The organism is Rhodococcus sp. EPR-147, from assembly GCF_001647185.1.
GTDB lineage: Bacteria > Actinomycetota > Actinomycetes > Mycobacteriales > Mycobacteriaceae > Rhodococcoides.
Window position 1 is genome coordinate 1 of sequence record NZ_LVCU01000187.1, and the last position, 20,343, is coordinate 20,343.

The window sequence follows — 20,343 nt, forward strand, 5'->3', positions numbered from 1 at the left end:
TCTCCATCGCGCAGTTGACCGACGGCATGCCCGGGCTCGGGCCCGAATCGCCCGGTGGCGGTTTGGCCTTCGCACACGGACGCCTGTTGGACGTGCGCACCGAACTGCACCGCGTCGCCGGTCGAGCACGGGATCAACTGCGCGCACAGGACGCCGACGAGATCGGTGCCGCGCTGCGGATCGGAGACCGCTTCGATCTCGCTCGCGTACTGAGCGATTCGGCCCGCACCATCAGCTACTCGGTCGACGTCGGACTGCGCACCGCCGGCAATTCGCTTCCCCGAAAGGGTCTTTCACGCCTTCGTCGAGTTCCGATCCGGCGGCCGCTGGACGAGGGGGTCGTCGAACACGGCGGCGAGGTCGTTCTCGCCCGCGACGCGCGGCCGAACAAGGATCCGGGTCTGATCATGCGTGTCGCTGCGGCGTCGGCGCAGACCGGAATGCCGATGTCGGCCTCGACCCTGAACCGACTGTCCGACAGCGCGCCCGAGCTCCGCGAACCCTGGCCGAAGGAAGCCCTCAACGATCTGCTCGTGTTGCTCGGATCGGGTCGCAAAGCCATCGCGGCCATCGAAGCTCTCGATCGAACCGGACTGTGGGGCAGGCTCATTCCGGAGTGGGGCGCGGTACGCGATCTGCCACCGCGAGATGCCGTGCACACGTGGACAGTCGATCGGCACCTGGTCGAAACTGCAGCCTACGCAAGCGCATTGACCACCCGAGTTGCGCGTCCGGACCTGTTGGTGCTCGGCGCGCTGATCCACGACATCGGCAAGGGACGCGGCAGCGACCACAGCGTCGTCGGTGCAGATCTGGCCATCCAGATCGGCAACAGGCTAGGACTGTGGCCGTCCGACGTGGCACTGCTGACGTCGATGGTGAGATACCACCTGCTGCTGCCGGAGACCGCCACCCGACGCGACCTCGACGACCCGGCAACCGTGCAAACCGTCGTCGACGCCCTCGGTGCCGACACCATCTTGCTCGAGCTGCTCCACGCACTGGCGGAGGCGGATTCGCTCGCCACCGGACCGGGGGTGTGGGGCGATTGGAAGGCCTCGCTCATCCGCGAGCTCGTGCGCCGTTGCCGATTGGTGATGGCGGGGGAGAGTCTGCCCTCTCCGGATCCACTCGACCCTGCGCACGTCGAACTCGCAGCGCGGGGAGGCGTCCATGTCGACATCGCGCCGACCGACGGGCTGCACACCTTCGTCGTCACCGTCATCGCCCCCGACACGCCCGGGCTGCTCTCCGACGCCGCAGGAGTCCTCGCGCTGCATTCGCTTCGCGTTCTCTCGGCCTCCCTCGGAAGTCACGAGGGATCGGCGATCAACTCGTTCGACGTCGCGCCGCTCTTCGGATCCCCGCCACAGGCCGGTCTGCTGCGGCAGGAAATCATCCGAGCCCAGGCCGGCGAACTCGACCTCGTCGCCGTGCTCGACGCCAAGGAACGCGACGCCAGAGCCGAAACCGTCGAGGACGATGCCGAGGATTCTGCAGTCCCGGTTCTCTACGCCCAAGCTCCGCCTCGGGTGCTGTGGTTCGACGACAACGAACCCGGGCAGGTGGTGCTCGAGCTACGAGCAGAGGACCGGCTCGGTCTGCTCTGCCGACTGGCCAGTGCGATCGAACAGCAGGGATCGGACATCCGGTGGGCCCGCGTCTCGACCCTGGGTAGCTCGGTGGGCGACTCCTTCTGCATCGACCTTGCGGGAGCAGACAGCAGGGCGGTTCGCGAGGACCTCGAGCGCGCGATCCTCGCGGTGGTACCTGCCCCGGAACCGCCCAAGCCTCCGGAAAAGCCGGAAGGCACCTGACCGCGGGTCGGAATGCGAGAGCAGACCGACTCGCGCTGGTGACTATTCACGAACTTCCGGCCACCGGGCCTTGCGCCGATGCCGATTTGTTACATTCGTCCCAGACGCAGAAACGACACTCTCGACCGTTCGAGCGACCACCACACTGCTCGAACCACGTCGTTCCTGCAGGCTCCACACTGCTCGAACCACGTCGTTCCTGCAGGCTCCACGCTGCTCGAACCACGTCGTTCCTGCAGGCTCCACACTGCTCGAACCACGTCGTTCCTGCAGGCTCCACTCCTGATCTTTCGAGAGGCACCAACTGTGGGATCCCACCGACGGTCGACCGTCCACACACCGACCGACATCGCGGCGCGTCCGACGAGCGGCAGACACCGCGCCGTACAGGACACACCCGACCTCGGCCGACGGGCGGCAACCATCGTCGCCGCGACGGGCGCGATCGTCGTCGGCGCCACGACGATGGGTGCCGGTACCGCAGGTGCCGCGCCGATCCCCGAGGCACCCGCAGCAGGACTGCCGTTCGCCGTACCGGAGGGTCTGCTGCCCGCGGGATTCGAGCTGCCCCAGTTCGAGCTCCCGCAGTTCCTTCCCCCACAGTTCGCGCCACCGCCCGCACCGTCGCAGCCGGCACCGCCCGAGGCCGCGCCTACCGCGCCTGCACCGGCACCGGCACCGACCGCCGACCCACTGGCCTCGTTCGGAGTCGCCGATCCCGGTGCTGACGCCCAGCAATGGCTCGACGACGTCGGCCTGGGGCAGTTGGGTGCGGAGTCTCCTCTCGACAGCCTGCGCTCGCTTAAGAAGGGCACAGTGCAGCCCGTGGCAGGAGTGTTGACGTCCAACTTCGGCTCGCGATGGGGAACCCAGCACAGCGGCCTCGACATCGCGGCACCCATCGGAACGCCCATCTACGCCGCCGCTGACGGCACCGTGTCCGACGCAGGACCGGCATCCGGCTTCGGTCTCTGGGTCAAGGTGCGGCACGACGACGGCACCGAGACGGTCTACGGGCACGTCAACGACTTCTCGGTTCAGCCCGGTCAGCGCGTGGCGGCCGGTGAGCAGATCGCAACCGTGGGCAACCGCGGCCAGTCGACCGGCCCACATCTGCACTTCGAGGTACACGATCCCTCCGGCGTCAAGGTCGACCCCGCGCAGTGGCTCGCGACGCGGGGAGTTGCAGTGACGTGGAACGATTCCGCGCGCCTGGCCTGACTCGACATCGCCACGTTCGACACGACAGTCGAACGCCCCAGAGACGACGCGGCGTGCTGCCGCTAGTGTGGTGACCGTGCCGGATTCGGCTCGTTTTCGGTGATCGGCTAGCTCAGGAGTGCAATCGGTGTTCGAATCCCTTTCCGACAGGTTGACCGGGACTCTCAAGGACCTGCGTGGCAAAGGTCGACTGTCCGACGCGGATATCGACGCCACTGCCCGTGAGATCCGTCTTGCCCTGCTCGAAGCGGACGTGGCACTGCCCGTCGTACGTGAGTTCATCAGCCGCATCAAGGCCCGGGCCAAGGGTGCCGAGGTCTCGGGCGCGCTCAACCCCGCCCAGCAGGTAGTCAAGGTCGTCAACGAGGAACTGGTCGGCATCCTCGGCGGCGAGACTCGCAGGCTCGTGTTCGCCAAGAACCCGCCAACGGTGATCATGCTCGCCGGTCTGCAGGGTTCGGGTAAGACGACGCTGGCGGGCAAGCTCGCGAAATGGCTCAAGGGCCAGGGCCACACCCCACTGCTCGTCGCGTGCGACCTCCAGCGTCCCGGTGCCGTGAGCCAGCTGCAGATCGTGGGCGAGCGCGCCGGTGCCGCCGTCTTCGCGCCGCATCCGGGCACGTCCATCGGTGGCGGCGACAATGCACTCGGAGTCTCGGCCGCGGATCCCGTCGAGGTCGCTCGGGCCGGCATCGCCGAGGCTCGAAGCAAGCAGTACGACGTGGTCATCGTCGACACCGCTGGTCGCCTCGGCATCGACACCGAGCTGATGAGTCAGGCCGCGGGAATTCGTGACGCGGTCCAGCCGGACGAGACACTGTTCGTTCTCGACGCGATGGTCGGCCAGGATGCCGTCAGTACCGCCGAGGCGTTCCGTGACGGCGTCGGCTTCACCGGTGTCGTTCTCACCAAGCTCGACGGCGATGCTCGCGGCGGTGCCGCGCTGAGTGTCCGCGAGGTCACCGGCCAGCCGATCATGTTCGCGTCGACCGGTGAGAAGCTCGAGGACTTCGACGTCTTCCACCCCGATCGCATGGCCAGCCGCATCCTCGGCATGGGCGACGTGCTGAGCCTCATCGAGCAGGCCGAGCAGCACTTCGATGCCGAGCAGGCCGAGGCGACGGCCAACAAGATCGGCTCGGGGCAACTCACGCTCGACGACTTCCTCGAGCAGATGATGGCCGTCCGCAAGATGGGACCCATCGGAAACCTGCTGGGTATGCTGCCCGGTGCCGGGCAGATGAAAGAGCTCGCCAACGTCGACGAGAAACAACTCGACCGCGTGCAAGCGATTATCCGCGGCATGACGCCACAGGAGCGGAACGACCCGAAGATCATCAACGCGTCGCGTCGACTCCGTATCGCGAACGGCTCGGGCGTCAAGGTCTCCGACGTCAATCAGCTCGTCGACCGATTCTTCGAGGCGCGCAAGATGATGTCTGCGATGGCCGGTCGGATGGGAATGCCGGGCGCGCGCAAGCAGGTGCGGAACAACAAGAAGGGCAAGAAGGGCAAGAAGGGTGCACGCGGCCCGACGCAGCCGAAGATCCGCGGTGGATTCCCGGGCATGCCGGGCGGAATGCCTGCCGGAATGCCCGACCTGTCGTCCATGCCCAAGGGCCTCGACCAGTTGCCACCGGGGCTCGAAGGCATCGATCTGTCGCAGCTGAAACTACCCAAGAAGTAAGCGCGCACGTGTCGGCGATGCGGGTGCGGGGCCGCGGACTGCCGGACGGGTCCGAGATCGATCTGTGGATCGAGGGTGGCGTCCTGTCCACGGAGCCGATCGCGGATGCCGATCTCGTTCACGACGGCGGCTGGATTCTGCCCGGTCTGGTGGACGCCCACTGCCATGTCGGAATCGAGTACGGCGGGGGACACACGGACCTGATCGGGTCGATCCGCCAGGCCGAGACCGAGCGAGGCGTCGGCGCGCTGCTGTTGCGCGACGCCGGGTCTCCGGTGGACACGCGCGAGCTGGACGAATACGAGGACCTTCCCCGCATCATCCGAGCGGGCCGTCACATCGCATCACCGAAGCGCTACATCCCGGGTCTGGCAATCGACATCGAGGACGAATCGCAGCTGCCCGAGGCGGTGGCCCAACAGGCACGATTCGGCGATGGCTGGGTCAAGCTCGTCGGCGACTGGATCGATCGTTCGGTGGGAGATCTCCGACCGCTGTGGAACGACTCGATCCTCGTCGACGCCATCGCCGCTGCCCACGCCGAGGGCGCGCGGGTGACCGCACACGTCGTCGGTGAGGATGCCCTGCCCGGATTGATCGCGGCGGGAATCGATTGCATAGAACACGGCACCGGCCTGACCGACGAGACCGTCGAGATGATGGTCGATCACGGCACCGCATTGGTACCGACGCTGATCAACATCGAGACGTTCCCCGGCATCGCCGACTCCGCCACCCGGTATCCCGTCTACGCCCGGCACATGCGGGCGCTGCACGAACGCGTCGCCGATACCGTCGGACGAGCTCACGACGCAGGCATTCCGATCTACGCAGGCACCGACGCAGGCGGTTCGATCGCGCACGGTCGTATCGCCGACGAGGTCGCCGCACTCGCGGCCGTCGGACTCTCACCGACCGATGCACTCGGTGCCGCCTGCTGGGAGGCCCGGTCGTGGCTGGGTCGACAGGGGCTCGAACACGGCGCGCCCGCCGATCTCGTGGTCTACGCCGAGGATCCGCGAGGCGGACCGGATGTGCTGTCCAACCCGGATCTGGTGATCCTTCGCGGACGAGTGACCGACCGGCGTGGTCGCACGACGAGTGGATCGACGGTCCGGGGGTGACCGACCCGGGTGACGGCGCAGGACGAGCCGATCCCGACCGCCCCAGCTGGGCCGGTCTGGCTCCGATGAATCACGTTCATCAGCAAGGATCGGGACTGTCCGAAACCTACTGGCGCGCCGAGCAGGCCGCGCTCGAACGCAGACGCGGCCAACGGTGGGGACTGCCAGCCGCGGCACTGGTGCTGGGGCTCAATCTGGCCGGATTCCTGGTGCTCGGCCTCGTCGTGACGTCGGACGCCTCGGCCGTCTTCGTGGTGGGCATCATGATCCCGAGCCTGCTCGCCACGGGAGTGGCGGTGGCCATCTCGAAGTCGCGGGGCAACGGCCCCGTCGTCGACTTCGGCCTCCCCAGATCCATCCCCGAATTTCTCGGGCACCTCCGATCCGGGTTGGCGTGGGGTGGCGTCGCCGTGGTCGGCGGCATAGTGCTGGCTCTGATTCTGTTGTCCCGTATCGAAGTCGGCGACCCGACGCCCCTCGGCGCGGTCACGGATACGGCCGTCGGCTTGAAAATCGTTCTGGCCCTGTGGATTTGGCTCGGTGCACCGATCTGCGAGGAAACGATGTTCCGCGGCATGCTGTGGGGAGCGCTCGAGAAACGCACCCGCCCGATGCCGATGGCCTGGTTGGGCAACCGATGGGTGGTCCTGGCGATCACCGCGGTGTTGTTCGCGGTGTGGCACCGAGAGTGGTGGCGCCTGGTGGTGCTGTTGTGGGGAGGATTCGCAATCGGCATCGCTCGAATGCGTTCCGGTTCGATCGTCGCGTCGATCACGGCACACTCGTTGAACAACACCCTTCCTGCCCTGGTGGTCTTGCTCGCCTGACGGGAGTGGTTCTGCGGGCCCGATTCACCGATAGTGCGACCCGTCTGGCACAATGAACAGCTGTTCGCCCGTCATCCGGTTACGTACCGAGCGGCGGTCACAACACCCTTCAACGCAAAACCGGGTTCGCATGCCGTGCGGACCGCTGAATTGCGCCGTGACCAACTTTCGAAAGGCTCCACCAGAACATGGCTGTCAAGATCAAGCTCATGCGTATCGGCAAGATCCGCACCCCGCACTACCGCGTCGTCATCTCCGATGCCCGCACCCGTCGTAACGGCCGTGCGATCGAGACCATCGGCACGTACGAGCCCAAGCAGGACCCCAGCATCATCGAGATCAACTCCGAGCGGGCGCAGTACTGGCTGAGCGTGGGCGCACAGCCGACCGAGCCGGTCGAGGCTCTGCTCAAGATCACCGGCGACTGGCAGAAGTTCAAGGGCCTCCCCGGTGCCGAGGGAACCCTCCGCCTCGCCGAGCCCAAGCCGTCCAAGCTCGACCTGTTCAACGCCGCACTGGCGCAGGCCGACTCCGAGCCCCAGGGCGAGGCCACCACCGCCAAGAAGAAGAAGGCTCCCAAGGCCGACGACGCCGCTGCGGAGACCACCGACGCTGCAGCAACCGAGACGGCAGACGCGCCGGCCGCCGAGGCTGCTGAGAAGTGAGTGCCGTTGTCGCCGATGCCGTCGAACACCTCGTTCGCGGCATCGTCGCCAATCCCGATGACGTTCGCGTCGAGATGATCACCGGCCGTCGGGGCCGCACCGTGGAGGTCCACGTGCACCCCGACGATCTGGGCAAGGTCATCGGCCGTGGCGGTCGTACCGCTACGGCACTGCGCACTCTCGTCTCGGGAATCGGTGGTCCCGGCATCCGCGTCGACGTGGTCGACACGGACCAGTAGGTCACGTACCCATCATGGAGCTGGTCATCGGCCGTGTCGCGAAGTCGCACGGCATCAAAGGCGAAGTCGTCGTCGAGGTCCGCACCGACAACCCCGACGACCGCTTCGCCGAAGGAACCGTTCTGTCGGGCCGCAAGCCTCGATCGAACGCCGAGCCAGCCTCGTACACAGTGGACGCCGTCCGGGAACACTCCGGGCGGCTTCTGCTGCGTCTGAACGGTATCGACGACAAGACGGCCGCCGACCAACTCAGGGGCATTCTGTTCGTCGTCGAATCCACCGATCTTCCGCCGTCCGACGACCCGGACGAGTTCTACGACCACGAACTCGAAGGCCTCACGGTGATCCTGACCGACGGCACCGTCGTGGGAACGGTCCGCGAAGTTCTCCACTCCGCAGCGGGGGAGCTGCTCTCCATCACGCCGATTCCGAGTTCCGGCGAAGCAGCACGCGCCGAAATCCTCGTGCCGTTCGTAGCGGCCATCGTGACGACGGTGTCGTTGGCAGACAAGACGATCGAGATCGATCCGCCCGAGGGTCTGCTGGATCCGGAGTAGATCGTGCGCCTCGACGTCGTCACCATCTTTCCCGAGTACCTCACGCCGCTCCGAACCGCGTTGCTGGGCAAAGCAATCGACCGCGGCCTGGTCTCGGTCGAGGTCCACGATCTGCGGTCGTGGACTCATGACGTGCACAAGGCCGTCGACGATTCGCCCTACGGCGGCGGACCGGGAATGGTCATGAAGCCGACCGTCTGGGGAGACGCACTCGACGACGTGCTGACCGACGATTCTCTCCTCGTCGTTCCGACGCCTGCCGGCGTCCCGTTCACCCAGCGGACAGCCGAGCGGTGGTCCTCCGAAAAGCATCTCGTATTCGCCTGCGGCCGATACGAAGGCATCGATCAACGAGTGTTCGACGATGCCGCACGTCGGGTCCGTGTCGAGGAAGTCAGCATCGGCGACTACGTGCTCATCGGCGGCGAAGCGGCTGTTCTCGTCATGGCCGAGGCCGTGGTGCGGCTGATGCCAGGGGTTCTCGGCAATCAGCAGTCGCACCAGGAGGATTCGTTCTCCGACGGTCTGCTCGAGGGGCCGAGTTACACGCGTCCCGCACAGTGGCGTGATCTCGACGTTCCGCAGGTACTGCTCTCGGGTGATCACGCCAAGATCGCTGCGTGGCGCCGACAGCAGTCACTGGACAGGACCGCCGAGCGTCGTCCGGACCTGTTGCAGGACTGACGAATTCAGCTGACGGTGCCGTCGGGGAAGAGCATCGAGACGAATCCGGTGAGAGTGTCCCTGGCATGCAGCGCGCTGGCGTCGTCACTGACGTCGACCACCGCGGTGTCCGGATAGCTTTCCAAGTCGTCGGCGTAGAAGATGTCCTCGCGTGACGACAGAGCCAGAACGTAGCGGTTGTCGACACCGATGGTGCCCGTCGACAGGTGTACCCACCGATCGGACACGCAGCACATCCAGCCCTGTTTCACAGCGTGCACACTCTCGCCGGGCAAACCGTCGACGATCCCGAAGTGCTGCTTGTAGCCGTCCGCGGCAATCGGTGCCGAACGGCGCAGCATTCCGATCACGATGTCCGTGGATGCCGTGGTCAGACCGCCGCTGCCGTTGAGCAACCCCGCGTAGTAACCGACCAGGTCGCTGGGCGTGGTCTCGGTGTTGTACCACTCGTCGTCCCCGGGCTGCGTGGTGCTCGTCAAGCCGTAGCGAGCCGCGACCGTGCGCACGATCTCCGACGAGCCGTAGCGATACCAGAGCGTGTACGCGGCGTTGTCGTCGGACAACTCGAGCATGCTCGTCATGGTGGTCAGGTCGTCGGCAGAGACAGGACGGTTCTCCGACTGTGCTCGGAACAACACCTCGTCGGCGATGAACAGCTTGGATACCGATGCGGTTTCGACCTGGATATCGGCATTGCTGCTGTAATAGGAGCCCGTCCGACGATCCAACAGTGCGAAATCGACGTCGGCACCGCGGGCCTGGGCCGACGCGATCGCCATCGGGATACGAGCTTCGAGGGCTACGCCGTCGACCTTTTTCATGTCGGGAAAGGGCGACGCCGACGTCTCGGCGGTGTCCTTCGAGTCGGAGTCGCCGACCTGGTCGTCGGGAGGAGCCGAGCATCCGGCCAGTATCAGGGAGGCGCAGGCTGCAGCCAGGAACCGAGACCCCCTGACCATCCGCGTATCTCTCCCACACGTTGAACCGCTGACCGACTTGTCCCACAGTAGCGGTAGGGTCCATCGCCGTGACCACTGCTCTGAAATCTGTGAACAAGCGCATAGCCGAAGAACTCGACGTTCGTGAAGAACAGGTTCGTGCCGCCGTGGAACTGCTCGACGGCGGGTCGACGGTCCCGTTCATCGCGCGCTACCGCAAGGAAGTCACCGGCACTCTCGATGACACGCAACTGCGTCAGCTCGATGAGCGACTTCGGTATCTGCGCGAGCTCGACGAGCGCAGAGACGCCGTCATCGAGTCCATCCGCTCGCAGGGCAAGCTCGACGACGCGCTCGAGCAGTCGTTGATGCTGGCCGACACCAAGGCGCGCGTCGAGGACATCTATCTGCCGTTCAAGCCCAAGCGTCGAACCAAGGCTCAGATCGCGCGTGAGGCCGGGCACGAGCCCGTCGCCGACGCTCTGTTCTCCGACCCCACCACCGACCCGGCCCAGTTCGATCAGGAGCAACTCGACGGCGCACGGGCGATTCTCGTCGAGCGCTTCGCCGAGGACGCGGACCTGGTGGGCGAGCTGCGCGAACTGATGTGGACATCCGGCAAGCTCGTCGCGTCGGTTCGCAAGGGCAAGGAGGAGGAGGGTGCCAAGTTCTCCGATTACTTCGAGTTCTCGGAACCGTTCACGAGCCTGCCCTCGCACCGAATCCTCGCCACGCTCAGAGGCGAGAAGGAAGAAGTACTTTCCCTCGGTTTCGAGCCCGAGCGCGACGAACCGACCCCCGGGGTGCCGAGTGTCTACGAAGGTCGGATCGCGACCAAGTTCGGGATCGAGAATCGAGGACGGCCTGCCGACAAGTGGCTGCTCGATACCGTCCGATGGGCGTGGCGCACCAAGATGCTGGTGACCGTCTCCCTCGACACTCGTATGCGACTGCGTCAGTCGGCCGAGAAGGACGCCGTCGACGTCTTCGCGAGCAACCTCAAGGATCTGCTGCTCGCCGCACCGGCCGGCAACCGCACCACCATGGGCTTGGACCCGGGCTTCCGTACCGGCACCAAGGTCGCCATCGTCGACGCCACCGGCAAGGTCGTCGACCACGACACCATCTACCCGCACAAGCCGCAGGGCAAGTGGGATCAGGCGGTGGCCACCCTCGCCGGCCTGGCCGCCAAGCACAAGGTCGAACTGATCGCCATCGGCAACGGCACCGCATCGCGTGAAACCGACTCGCTGGCAGCAGAATTGATCGCCAAGTTCCCTGCCGCCAACCTGACCAAGGTGGTGGTGTCCGAGGCCGGAGCGTCGGTGTACTCCGCTTCCGCGTACGCCTCGAGCGAGCTGCCCGAACTCGACGTCTCGATCCGCGGTGCCGTCTCGATCGCCCGCAGGTTGCAGGATCCGCTGGCCGAGTTGGTCAAGATCGATCCCAAGTCCATCGGCGTCGGGCAGTACCAGCACGACATCTCCGAAACCCTGCTGGCCCGTTCCCTCGGGGCCGTCGTCGAGGACGCGGTGAACGCCGTCGGCGTCGACGTCAACACCGCGTCGGTTCCGTTGCTCTCGCGGGTCTCCGGTATCGCCGGCTCTCTCGCCGAGAGCATCGTGGCGCACCGCGACCAGAACGGTCCGTTCTCCAGCCGCAGCACGCTCAAAGATGTACCTCGTCTGGGCCCCAAGGCTTTCGAGCAGTGCGCCGGATTCCTTCGTATCTCCGGGGGAGAGGATCCCCTGGACCGGTCGAGTGTTCACCCGGAGGCGTATCCCGTCGTGCGGCGCATCGTCGGCAAGGCAGGCCTGGGTGTGCGCGAGGTAGTCGGTAACACGGCTCTGCTGAGAGGTCTCGACCCTGCCGAATTCGTGGACGAGCGATTCGGTCTGCCCACCGTCACCGACATCATTTCCGAACTCGAGAAGCCGGGTCGCGACCCTCGCCCCGAGTTCAAGACCGCCACCTTCGCCGCCGGTATTGAGAAGGTCGCCGATCTGAAGCCGGGTATGACGCTCGAAGGTGTCGTGACCAACGTGGCAGCGTTCGGCGCGTTCGTCGACGTCGGTGTGCACCAGGACGGGCTGGTGCACGTCTCGGCGATGTCGCACAACTTCGTCAAGGACCCCCGCGAGGTGGTCAAGTCCGGTGACGTGGTGCGCGTCAAGGTCTTGGAGGTCGACCTCCCGCGGCAGCGCATCGGCCTGAGTCTGCGGCTGGACGACGAGCCCGGTGCCGGTGGCGGCAAGGACGCCTCTCGCGGACAGCAGCCCGACCGGCCCCGAGGCCAGGGCAGAGCTGCGGGCAGCGGCCAGAGCAACCGAAGTCGAGACGCGCGCCCACAGCGCGGCGGCGGCCAGTCGGCAGCACCGGCGGCCGGTTCCATGGCCGATGCGCTTCGGAAGGCGGGATTCGGAAAATAGCGGGCGGATCCTCGGGTCGATGCTGCCCTGGGCGGTCCCGAACACGAATAGTGTGAACGGTGATTCACCGGTCGTTCGGCCGTTCGGCAGGAAGGACGTGAGCCACACGTGAGGTGGTTGCAACACGGGGTCATCGATCACGGCCGCCTGCCGCTGCTGTGCTTCCTACTGGGGCTGTTGCTGGGGTTCCTGCTGATCCGACTCAGCGTCAGGATGATTCGCGCAGATGTGAAGTGGTGGCCGGGAAACATCACGCCCGGCGGTCAGCACATCCACCATGTCGTCTTCGGGATCGTGTTGATGCTGCTGGCGGGGATCGGCTTGATCGCGGTGTACGTCGACGGTTCCGAGTCGGTCGGGGCGATGCTGGCCGCGATCTTCGGTATCGGGGCAGCTCTCGTCCTCGACGAGTTCGCGTTGATCTTCTATCTCCGCGATGTCTACTGGTCCGAACAGGGGCGCACGTCGGTGGACGCCGTGTTCGCGGCAGTGGGATTCACCGGCCTGCTGCTGCTCGGCTTGCACCCTCTGGAGCTGCTCAGCCCGGCCGGCTTCCGGTCCGATCCCGACCCGTGGGTGCGCGGCACCCTTGCGGTGTTGGCCCTGGCCAATCTCGCGCTGGGTGTCGTCGTACTGCTCAAAGGAAAGATCTGGACCGGACTGCTCGGGCTGTTCGTCCTGCCGATCCTCGTTCTGGCCGCAGTGCGGTTGAGCAGGCCGAGTGCCCCGTGGGCGAGGTGGCGTTACACCACCAGGCCGAAGAAGATGGAACGCGCACTGCGCCGGGAGAAGCGGTGGCGACGGCCGATCATTCGGGCCAAGATCTATCTTCAGGACGCGATCGCAGGCAAGCCGAGCATCGTGCATGCACGTGAGGCCACGGAGCAAGAATTGGCGCGGACGGTACTGCCTGCGCCGATGCCGAGCGGGACGGCGGCGAGCCGAGAAGCGCCGATTTCGTCGAACGCCTGATGGTCTGGCACAATGGTCGGGTTGCCTCTAGCAGGCACGGACCTCACTCGGAGTACGAACCAGTCGAGCCGCTGTGTCAGCGAGCCGCTCGGTTCCTCTACTCATGCGCAGAACGCAAGGATGGCACAACCGATGAACACTCTGGACTTTCTCGACAATCAGTCGCTGCGTAGCGACATCCCCGATTTCCGCCCCGGCGACACGCTGAACGTGCACGTCAAGGTCATCGAAGGCTCGAAGGAGCGCATTCAGATCTTCAAGGGCGTCGTCATCCGACGTCAGGGCGGTGGCGTTCGCGAAACGTTCACGGTCCGCAAGGTCTCGTTCGGCGTCGGTGTCGAGCGCACCTTCCCGGTGCACAGCCCCAACATCGCTCAGTTCGAGGTCCTCACCCGCGGTGACGTCCGTCGCGCCAAGCTCTACTACCTCCGCGATCTGCGTGGCAAGGCCGCCAAGATCAAGGAAAAGCGCTGACCGGTTCCGCCCGGACACATCAGTTCACACCATGCCGCGTTGCCCGTCAGGGCGACGCGGCATGGTGCGTACTGCCCGCGATCGGCCCGCATTCAACCCTGCCGACGGGCGGATCGAGAGCCGCGAACCGCCCATGCGCAGACCGTCCGGCCGTGCGGGCGACGGTTCCGGCTAACCTGATCACGTGACGCAGTCCCCACAGGATCCAACCGACGAGCCCGACGACGAGTCTTCACGGAAGAAGCGTCGGGAACGCAAGCCCCGATCGTTCTGGCGTGAGCTCCCCATTCTGATTCTGGTAGCGCTGGTACTGAGTTTTCTGCTCCAGACATTCGTCGCACGGGTGTATCTGATCCCGTCCGAATCGATGGAGCCGACCTTGCACGGCTGCACCGGCTGCACCGGTGACCGCATCGTGGTGGAGAAGATCGGATACCGGTTCGGCGACCCGAAGCCCGGCGACATCGTCGTCTTCCGTGGCCCGGATTCGTGGAACGACGAATTCGTGTCACAGCGGTCCGACAACTCGGTGATTCGTGGCGCACAGGAAGTCGGCTCGTTGATCGGAGTCGTCGCGCCCGACGAGAACGATCTGGTCAAGCGCGTCATCGCCACCGGCGGTCAGACCGTCGAATGCTGTGACGATCAAGGTCGAGTGCTCGTCGACGGACAGCCGTTGGACGAGCCGTACATCCAGATGGATTTCCCGTTCACCCCGGGAACGATGACGTGCGACACCGAACTGAAGTCCGGACGATGCTTCGACCCCGTCACCGTGCCGGAGGGCAACGTCTGGGTCATGGGCGACAACCGGAGCAACTCGCGAGATTCCCGGTATCACGTCACCGACGAATTCACCGGAACCGTTCCCCTCGACAACGTGATCGGGAAGGCCGTGTTCATCGCACTGCCGCCGTCACGAACCGGCATCCTGGATTCTCCCGACATCCAGGGTCGATGACGGCAACCCCGCGACGTGCGCCGCGTGCGCGCGCAACTCTGACTCGGTCGTCGTGGCCGCCGCGTCCGATCATCCGACGAGCGGCCGGATTACGGACGATGGAATCGGCGTTGGAGCGGGGCGGACTCGGTCCGGTCGCAGGAGTCGACGAAGCGGGAAGAGGAGCCTGCGCCGGTCCGTTGACGGTCGCAGCGTGTGTTCTCGGGGCGCGAGCACATGCCGCCCTGGCGGATCTGGACGACTCGAAGAAGTTGACCGAGCGACGGCGCGAAGAGCTCTTTCCCAAGATCCAGAGGCTGGCACTGGCATGGAGTGTGGTGTCGATCGATGCGGCCGAGGTCGACCGCATCGGGGTCCACGTGGCGAACATCGAAGGAATGCGACGCGCTGTTGCCGGGCTCGGCATGACCCCGGGCTACGTACTCACCGACGGCTTTCGAGTGCCCGGCCTTCCGGTTCCGTCGCTACCGGTGATCGCCGGTGACGCCACCGCAGCGTGCATCGCCGCGGCGAGCGTGCTCGCGAAGGTCTCCCGGGACCGATTGATGGTGCAGTTGGACGAAACGATTCCCGGCTACGGATTCGCCGTGCACAAGGGGTACAGCACCCGTGCTCACTCGGCCGCCATGACCGCTCTCGGGCCCAGCCGCGAGCATCGAATGTCCTACGCGAATGTCGCAGCCGCCGCCGCGGGGCTTTCTCCTGACGCCGTCGACGCCCTGGGGCGAATGGACTGCCGCGACGCCGGTACGCGATGATTGCTGTTCACGCCCGACTGGAGGATGAAAGAGACCGATGAGTGCCGAAGATCTCGAAAAGTACGAAACCGAGATGGAGCTCTCGCTGTATCGCGAGTATCGGGACATCGTGGGTCAGTTCAACTACGTCGTCGAAACCGAGCGGCGGTTCTATCTGGCGAACTCCGTAGAACTCATTCCGCACAACGCCGACGGTGAAATCTACTTCGAATTGCGCATGTCCGACTCGTGGGTGTGGGACATGTATCGCCCCGCCCGTTTCGTCAAGCATGTCCGGGTGATCACCTTCAAGGACGTCAACATCGAAGAGTTGGACAAACCAGATCTTCGTCTGCCGGAATAGCTCCTCGTCCGAGGCTGGGGCCTGACGGAGTCGCCCTGAGCGTCGGATGTCGGATCAGCCTGCTGCGAACCACCCGATGCGATGCGGTCGTGCTGTACCGATCGTTTTGCCACCCGAAAAATTGGACGCCCGGCCAAATCGGTCCGCATGTCCTGTTTCCGTGTTCGGTGTCACGGAAAGTTGTTCCCCGTCCAATGGTGCACGGCGGTTGCGATCGGGTTTCCCGTGTGAAATCGATTGCGCAACAAAGCTATTCGAATTGGTCGATTAGTCGCTCGAAATGCTGGACAATTTCTGCACCGATATTCGTCGATTCGACACGTCACGAAACGCCTGCAGTTCTTTGCGTGGATACGAGAATGGGTGGTAGAACTTGAATATCACATCCCCCAGACGTGTAAGAGGTACGAGATGGCACGCAAGACGCTTGTGCAGATGATCGACGATGTGGACGGATCGGTCATCAAAGACGGCCAAGGTGAATCCATCGAATTCGGCATCGGTGGAAACCAGTACCGCATCGATTTGAACCTCAAACATGCCAACGAATTGCACGAACAGTTGGCATTCTGGATCGAGCACGCCGAGAAGATTTCCGGACGCCGCACCCGTAAGGGCGGCGCTGCATCGGCACCGGCTCGCGGCAAGGTGGATCTGCAGGACATTCGAGCATGGGCCCGCGAGAACGGTCACGAGGTCAGTGCCCGCGGCCGTATCAGTCAGGATGTGCAAGCGGCCTACGAGGCTGCTCACTGACCGTCCTTTCGCGAACCGAGGCTCGGTGTCTCGGCAGCACGTTTTGCGTATCGGCACTTTCGATGTCGGTATCGACAAGCCGCATCAGCTCCGTCCGATTCTTTGAATCAGGACGGAGCTTTTTGCATATGGAGTCCGCTTTCGCCCGGCGGCTCGGACACGCTACGAGCCATAGCACGGCGGTCCGACACGGTGGACTGATCGCCGCCGACAATCGGACCGTTCGTCCACAGTCGAGCAGTTGTCCACAGGGCAATTTCCCACCTGCGCTTTCTTCGCTTCTCCTCTTTCGGGTCGTGCCACCGTCGAGACGACCGAATCGGCCGCAATGCACGGTCGGAGAGTGGAGGAATGGCGGACATGGCAACCAACCAGGAACTCGGTGCGCGCGGTGAGGAACTCGCGGTGCGCCATCTCGAGGACATCGGTCTCGAGGTGATCGAGCGGAACTGGCGGCATCGTTCCGGAGAACTCGACATCATTGCGCGCGAGGGCGAGACGGTGGTGTTCGTCGAAGTGAAGACTCGATCGGGAATCGAATACGGAACACCCGCCGAAGCGGTGACGTACACGAAACAGACTCGAATCAGAGGGCTGGCGCTGCGGTGGCTTTCGCTGCAGCAGGGACCGTGGGTGCAGATCAGATTCGACGTGATCGCGATCGTGGTCGGTCGCCACGAGGAACCGGTCATCACGCACGTTCGGGCCGCGTTCTGATGCCACTCGGGAGAGCGCATTCGGTGGCGGTCAACGGGGTCGACGGTGTGCTGGTGGAAATCGAAGCCGATATCGGGCAGGGCCTACCTGGCACACATCTTGTCGGTCTTCCCGATACTGCGCTGAACGAATCGCGTGACCGGGTCAAAGCCGCTGTGAAGAACTCGGGCGGTACCTGGCCGGACAGTCGGGTGATTCTCGCTCTGTCGCCCGCGACGTTGCCCAAGGGCGGATCGGTGTACGACCTCGCACTCGCGTTGTCGGTTCTCGATGCCGCGAAGGCGATTCCGCGTGGATGCCTGTCCGAGACCGTGTTTCTGGGTGAGCTGGCACTCGATGGGAGGCTGCGCGCAGTCCGTGGGGTCCTGCCCGGGGTGCTCGCGGTCAAGAGTGCGGGCTGGCAGCGAGTGGTCGTTCCGCTGCAATGTCTGCCCGAGGCGGGTCTGGTGGACGGAATCGAGGTGCTGGGTGCGGGTTCGCTCGGGGACGTGGTGGCCTGGCTTCGTGGTGAGCAGGCCCTCGAATCACCCGTCCCGACCGAATGGCACGAGGAGATCTATCCGGACCTCAGTGATGTTGCCGGACAGGCCGATGCGCGATGGGCTCTGGAGGTCGCCGCCGCAGGCGCACATCACATCATGTTGACCGGGCCACCGGGCATCGGAAAAACGATGTTGGCGCAACGTCTTCCGGGGATTCTGCCGCCGCTGACCGAATCCGAAGCGCTCGAAGTGACAGCCATCCACTCGGTGGCGGGCCTGTTGACCACGGCGCGGCCGCTCATCACGTCACCGCCGTTCATCGCGCCGCATCATTCGACCTCGGTGAGTGCCTTGGTCGGGGGCGGAACCGGAATGGCCAAACCGGGGGCAGTCAGCCGCGCACATCGCGGAGTCCTGTTTCTGGACGAGTGCGCCGAGATGAGCGTCCGGGTACTCGAGGCGTTGCGTACTCCGTTGGAGGACGGAGAGATTCGCATTGCCCGTCGTGACGGTGTGGCCAGGTATCCGGCCAGGTTTCAGTTGGTTCTCGCAGCCAATCCGTGTCCGTGTGCGCCTGCGCGGCAGGTCGACTGCGTCTGCCCGCCCACAGCGCGACGCAAATATCTCGGCAAGCTGTCCGGGCCATTGCTGGATCGCGTCGATCTGCGAATTCAGATGATGGGTGTCGCGACAGGTGCACTGGTCGACGAGGTGGGGGAGGGTACGAGCGAAATTCGCGCACGCGTGACGGGGGCGAGGGACGCCGCCGCGCAGCGGTGGCGAGAGTTCGGCTGGAGGACCAATGCGGAGGTTCCCGGACCCGCTCTGCGCCAACGATTTCGATTGGCACGCTCGACGCTCGCTCCGGTCGAGCGTGCGTTGCGCAACGGATCGCTGACCGCGCGCGGCGCAGACCGAGCCATTCGGGTGGCGTGGACGCTGAACGATCTCGCCGGTGGTTCGGTCCCCGGTGCCGACGAGGTCGGAGCCGCGTTGGATTTCCGTGACAGGGGAGTGGCATGACGCACGACGCGCGTCGACTCGCCTGGGCGTATCTCTCTCGCGTGGCGCAGGGTCCGCATCGGCCGGTGGTCGATCATGCTGCAGCGCACGGTCCCGAAGCGACGGCAGAAGCCGTGCGGGCGGGCAGGTTGGGGGAGCGGCTCGCGGTCCGCGCCCACATCGACACCGCGGCAGCAGATCTCGATCACATCGCTGCGCCCGGTGGTCGGTTGATCACGCCGGACGACGACGAGTGGCCGGCGTGGCGATTTCTCGGATTCGACGGACCGGGTATGACCGCAGGGGTGGATACCTGCCCACCGATTGCGTTGTGGGCACTGGGAACTCGGCCGGTCGCAACGATCACCGAGCGTTCGGTGTCCATCGTCGGGACACGCGCCTCGAGTCCCTACGGTGATCATGTGACGGCGGAGATATCCGCCGATCTGGCGCTCGACGGGTGGACCGTCATTTCGGGAGCCGCTTTCGGTATCGACGCCGCGGCGCACCGGGCGGCTCTCGGAGTCGAGGGTACGACGATGGCGGTACTCGCCTGTGGCGTCGATCGTGCGTATCCAGCGGGCCATTCGCGGTTACTGCGGCAGATCGCTGCCAGTGGCCTGGTTCTCAGTGAATACGCGCCGGGTACGACACCGGCGAAGCATCGTTTCCTCGCTCGCAACAGGCTCGTTGCGGCACTCGGATCGGCTGTGGTGGTCGTCGAGGCCGGGTGGCGCAGCGGTGCTCGCAACACAGCGGCGTGGGCGGCGAAATTGGGTAGGCCCGTGCTCGCGGTCCCTGGGCCGGTCACCTCGCCGACGTCCACGGGCTGCCACCGCATGATCCGGGACGGCGAGGCCGTGCTGGTGTCGAGCTCGCACGATGTGGCCGCCGCGGCGGGTGCACTCGGGTCCCCGGAGGAGCCTCGACCCGACCTCTTTCGGGAGACCGATGCGCTGTCGGACACCGCCCTGCTGATCTACGACGCGTTGCCGGCAACCGGTTCGGTATCGAGTAGAGAGCTGTCCGAGCACTCCGGTGTTCCGCTGAACAAGGTGCGCGCATCCCTGCCGGTACTGGAGATGGACGGTTTCGTCGCCAGCGACGAGACCGGATGGTTCCGCGTCGTGCGTGGGTGAGCGCACCACGATTCGAGAGCCTAACGGTAGTGTTAGGTAATGCTTAGTCGACGCATCGGCTGTCGGCGTCGTTCACTCGAAGAGGGGTCAGAAGTGCCACGCAAGAAAACCACCCTGTCCGTCCTGCGCACCGAAGCGCTCACCCCGCACATGCACCGGGTCTACCTGGGTGGGGCCGGTTTCGACCACTTCGATGCGATCGACGAGACCGACGCCTACGTCAAGTTGTTCTTCGGGACCGATGACGAACCGATCATGCGCACGTACACCGTTCGCTCGGTCGATACTCGCGCTCGGGAGATCGCCATCGACTTCGTGGTGCACGGAGACGAGGGAGTCGCCGGGCCGTGGGCCACCCGGGCGAAGCCGGGGGACGAGATGTCGTTCTTCGGCCCGTCGGGTGGGTACGCCCCGCGACCCGACGCGGACTGGCACCTCTTCGCCGGCGACGAATCGGCGATTCCGGCGATTTCGGCTGCTGTCGAAGCACTCCCGGAGGATGCCGTCGCCAAGGTCTTCATCGAAGTTGCCGACAGGCACGACGAGATCTA

The 20,343-nt window shown here is 65.2% G+C and carries 21 protein-coding genes; 20 read left to right on the top strand and 1 reads right to left on the bottom strand.

Annotated elements, in window-relative coordinates; genetic code table 11:
- The 9 genes from A2J02_RS09530 to trmD form a co-directional block, all read left to right on the top strand.
- Window positions 1-1,817, top strand: a 1,817-nt coding sequence (locus tag A2J02_RS09530; RefSeq protein ID WP_068049581.1) for a [protein-PII] uridylyltransferase, incomplete at its 5' end; no start/stop codon positions are given.
- Window positions 1,818-2,123: 306 nt separating this feature from the next.
- The gene (locus tag A2J02_RS09535; RefSeq protein WP_068049619.1) at window positions 2,124-3,038 is read left to right on the top strand and encodes a M23 family metallopeptidase; all 915 of its coding nucleotides are present in this window, start codon (window positions 2,124-2,126) and stop codon (window positions 3,036-3,038) included.
- 127 nt (window positions 3,039-3,165) lie between these two features.
- Window positions 3,166-4,725, top strand: a complete 1,560-nt coding sequence (gene ffh / locus A2J02_RS09540; protein ID WP_068049621.1) for a signal recognition particle protein — start codon at window positions 3,166-3,168, stop codon at window positions 4,723-4,725.
- Between the two features lie 17 nt (window positions 4,726-4,742).
- Window positions 4,743-5,849 carry an amidohydrolase family protein gene (locus A2J02_RS09545; RefSeq protein ID WP_068049583.1) on the top strand — a complete coding sequence of 369 codons (1,107 nt, stop codon included), beginning with the start codon at window positions 4,743-4,745 and terminating at the stop codon, window positions 5,847-5,849.
- A complete protein-coding gene (locus tag A2J02_RS09550; RefSeq protein WP_068049585.1) occupies window positions 5,846-6,676 on the top strand; it encodes a CPBP family intramembrane glutamic endopeptidase in 831 nt (276 codons plus the stop codon). Before A2J02_RS09545 ends, A2J02_RS09550 begins: the two co-directional genes overlap by 4 nt.
- Window positions 6,677-6,864: 188 nt before the next feature.
- Window positions 6,865-7,341 carry a 30S ribosomal protein S16 gene (gene rpsP / locus A2J02_RS09555; RefSeq protein WP_037189654.1) on the top strand — a complete coding sequence of 159 codons (477 nt, stop codon included), beginning with the start codon at window positions 6,865-6,867 and terminating at the stop codon, window positions 7,339-7,341.
- Complete coding sequence (locus tag A2J02_RS09560) at window positions 7,338-7,580, top strand: RNA-binding protein (RefSeq protein ID WP_068049586.1); 243 nt, start codon at window positions 7,338-7,340, stop codon at window positions 7,578-7,580. The genes rpsP and A2J02_RS09560 overlap by 4 nt, the downstream gene beginning before the upstream one ends.
- Before the next feature lie 14 nt (window positions 7,581-7,594).
- The gene (gene rimM, locus A2J02_RS09565; RefSeq protein ID WP_068049588.1) at window positions 7,595-8,137 is read left to right on the top strand and encodes a ribosome maturation factor RimM; all 543 of its coding nucleotides are present in this window, start codon (window positions 7,595-7,597) and stop codon (window positions 8,135-8,137) included.
- A 3-nt stretch (window positions 8,138-8,140) separates the two neighbouring features.
- Window positions 8,141-8,821 carry a tRNA (guanosine(37)-N1)-methyltransferase TrmD gene (gene trmD / locus A2J02_RS09570; protein WP_068049592.1) on the top strand — a complete coding sequence of 227 codons (681 nt, stop codon included), beginning with the start codon at window positions 8,141-8,143 and terminating at the stop codon, window positions 8,819-8,821.
- Window positions 8,822-8,826: 5 nt separating this feature from the next.
- On the opposite strand, the gene A2J02_RS09575 is transcribed toward trmD, so the two are convergent.
- Entirely contained in the window at window positions 8,827-9,780 is a 954-nt protein-coding gene (locus A2J02_RS09575) for a serine hydrolase (RefSeq protein ID WP_068049594.1), read from the bottom strand.
- 68 nt (window positions 9,781-9,848) lie between these two features.
- On the opposite strand from A2J02_RS09575, the gene A2J02_RS09580 reads away from it, so the two are divergent.
- From A2J02_RS09580 to A2J02_RS09630, 11 genes are all read left to right on the top strand, one after another.
- Complete coding sequence (locus A2J02_RS09580; protein ID WP_068049596.1) at window positions 9,849-12,188, top strand: Tex family protein; 2,340 nt, start codon at window positions 9,849-9,851, stop codon at window positions 12,186-12,188.
- Window positions 12,189-12,305: 117 nt separating this feature from the next.
- The gene (locus tag A2J02_RS09585; RefSeq protein WP_094688921.1) at window positions 12,306-13,160 is read left to right on the top strand and encodes a hypothetical protein; all 855 of its coding nucleotides are present in this window, start codon (window positions 12,306-12,308) and stop codon (window positions 13,158-13,160) included.
- Window positions 13,161-13,292: 132 nt separating this feature from the next.
- Window positions 13,293-13,634, top strand: a complete 342-nt coding sequence (gene rplS, locus A2J02_RS09590; RefSeq protein WP_027496692.1) for a 50S ribosomal protein L19 — start codon at window positions 13,293-13,295, stop codon at window positions 13,632-13,634.
- Window positions 13,635-13,818: 184 nt separating this feature from the next.
- Window positions 13,819-14,595, top strand: a complete 777-nt coding sequence (lepB, locus tag A2J02_RS09595) for a signal peptidase I (protein ID WP_068049600.1) — start codon at window positions 13,819-13,821, stop codon at window positions 14,593-14,595.
- Window positions 14,592-15,353: a ribonuclease HII gene (locus A2J02_RS09600; protein WP_197477985.1), complete on the top strand. Its 762-nt coding sequence runs from the start codon at window positions 14,592-14,594 to the stop codon at window positions 15,351-15,353. The genes lepB and A2J02_RS09600 overlap by 4 nt, the downstream gene beginning before the upstream one ends.
- Before the next feature lie 37 nt (window positions 15,354-15,390).
- On the top strand, window positions 15,391-15,696 hold the full coding sequence (locus tag A2J02_RS09605; protein WP_008717288.1) for a DUF2469 domain-containing protein: 306 nt from the start codon (window positions 15,391-15,393) through the stop codon (window positions 15,694-15,696).
- A 411-nt stretch (window positions 15,697-16,107) separates the two neighbouring features.
- Window positions 16,108-16,452: a histone-like nucleoid-structuring protein Lsr2 gene (locus A2J02_RS09610; protein ID WP_068049609.1), complete on the top strand. Its 345-nt coding sequence runs from the start codon at window positions 16,108-16,110 to the stop codon at window positions 16,450-16,452.
- Between the two features lie 360 nt (window positions 16,453-16,812).
- Window positions 16,813-17,169: a YraN family protein gene (locus A2J02_RS09615; RefSeq protein WP_068049622.1), complete on the top strand. Its 357-nt coding sequence runs from the start codon at window positions 16,813-16,815 to the stop codon at window positions 17,167-17,169.
- Window positions 17,169-18,674, top strand: coding sequence for a YifB family Mg chelatase-like AAA ATPase (locus A2J02_RS09620; protein WP_068049610.1), 1,506 nt, complete (start codon window positions 17,169-17,171; stop codon window positions 18,672-18,674). The genes A2J02_RS09615 and A2J02_RS09620 overlap by 1 nt, the downstream gene beginning before the upstream one ends.
- The gene (gene dprA / locus A2J02_RS09625) at window positions 18,671-19,792 is read left to right on the top strand and encodes a DNA-processing protein DprA (protein ID WP_068049612.1); all 1,122 of its coding nucleotides are present in this window, start codon (window positions 18,671-18,673) and stop codon (window positions 19,790-19,792) included. Before A2J02_RS09620 ends, dprA begins: the two co-directional genes overlap by 4 nt.
- 93 nt (window positions 19,793-19,885) lie before the next feature.
- A partial coding sequence (locus A2J02_RS09630) for a siderophore-interacting protein (RefSeq protein WP_197477986.1) occupies window positions 19,886-20,343 on the top strand: 458 nt, incomplete at its 3' end.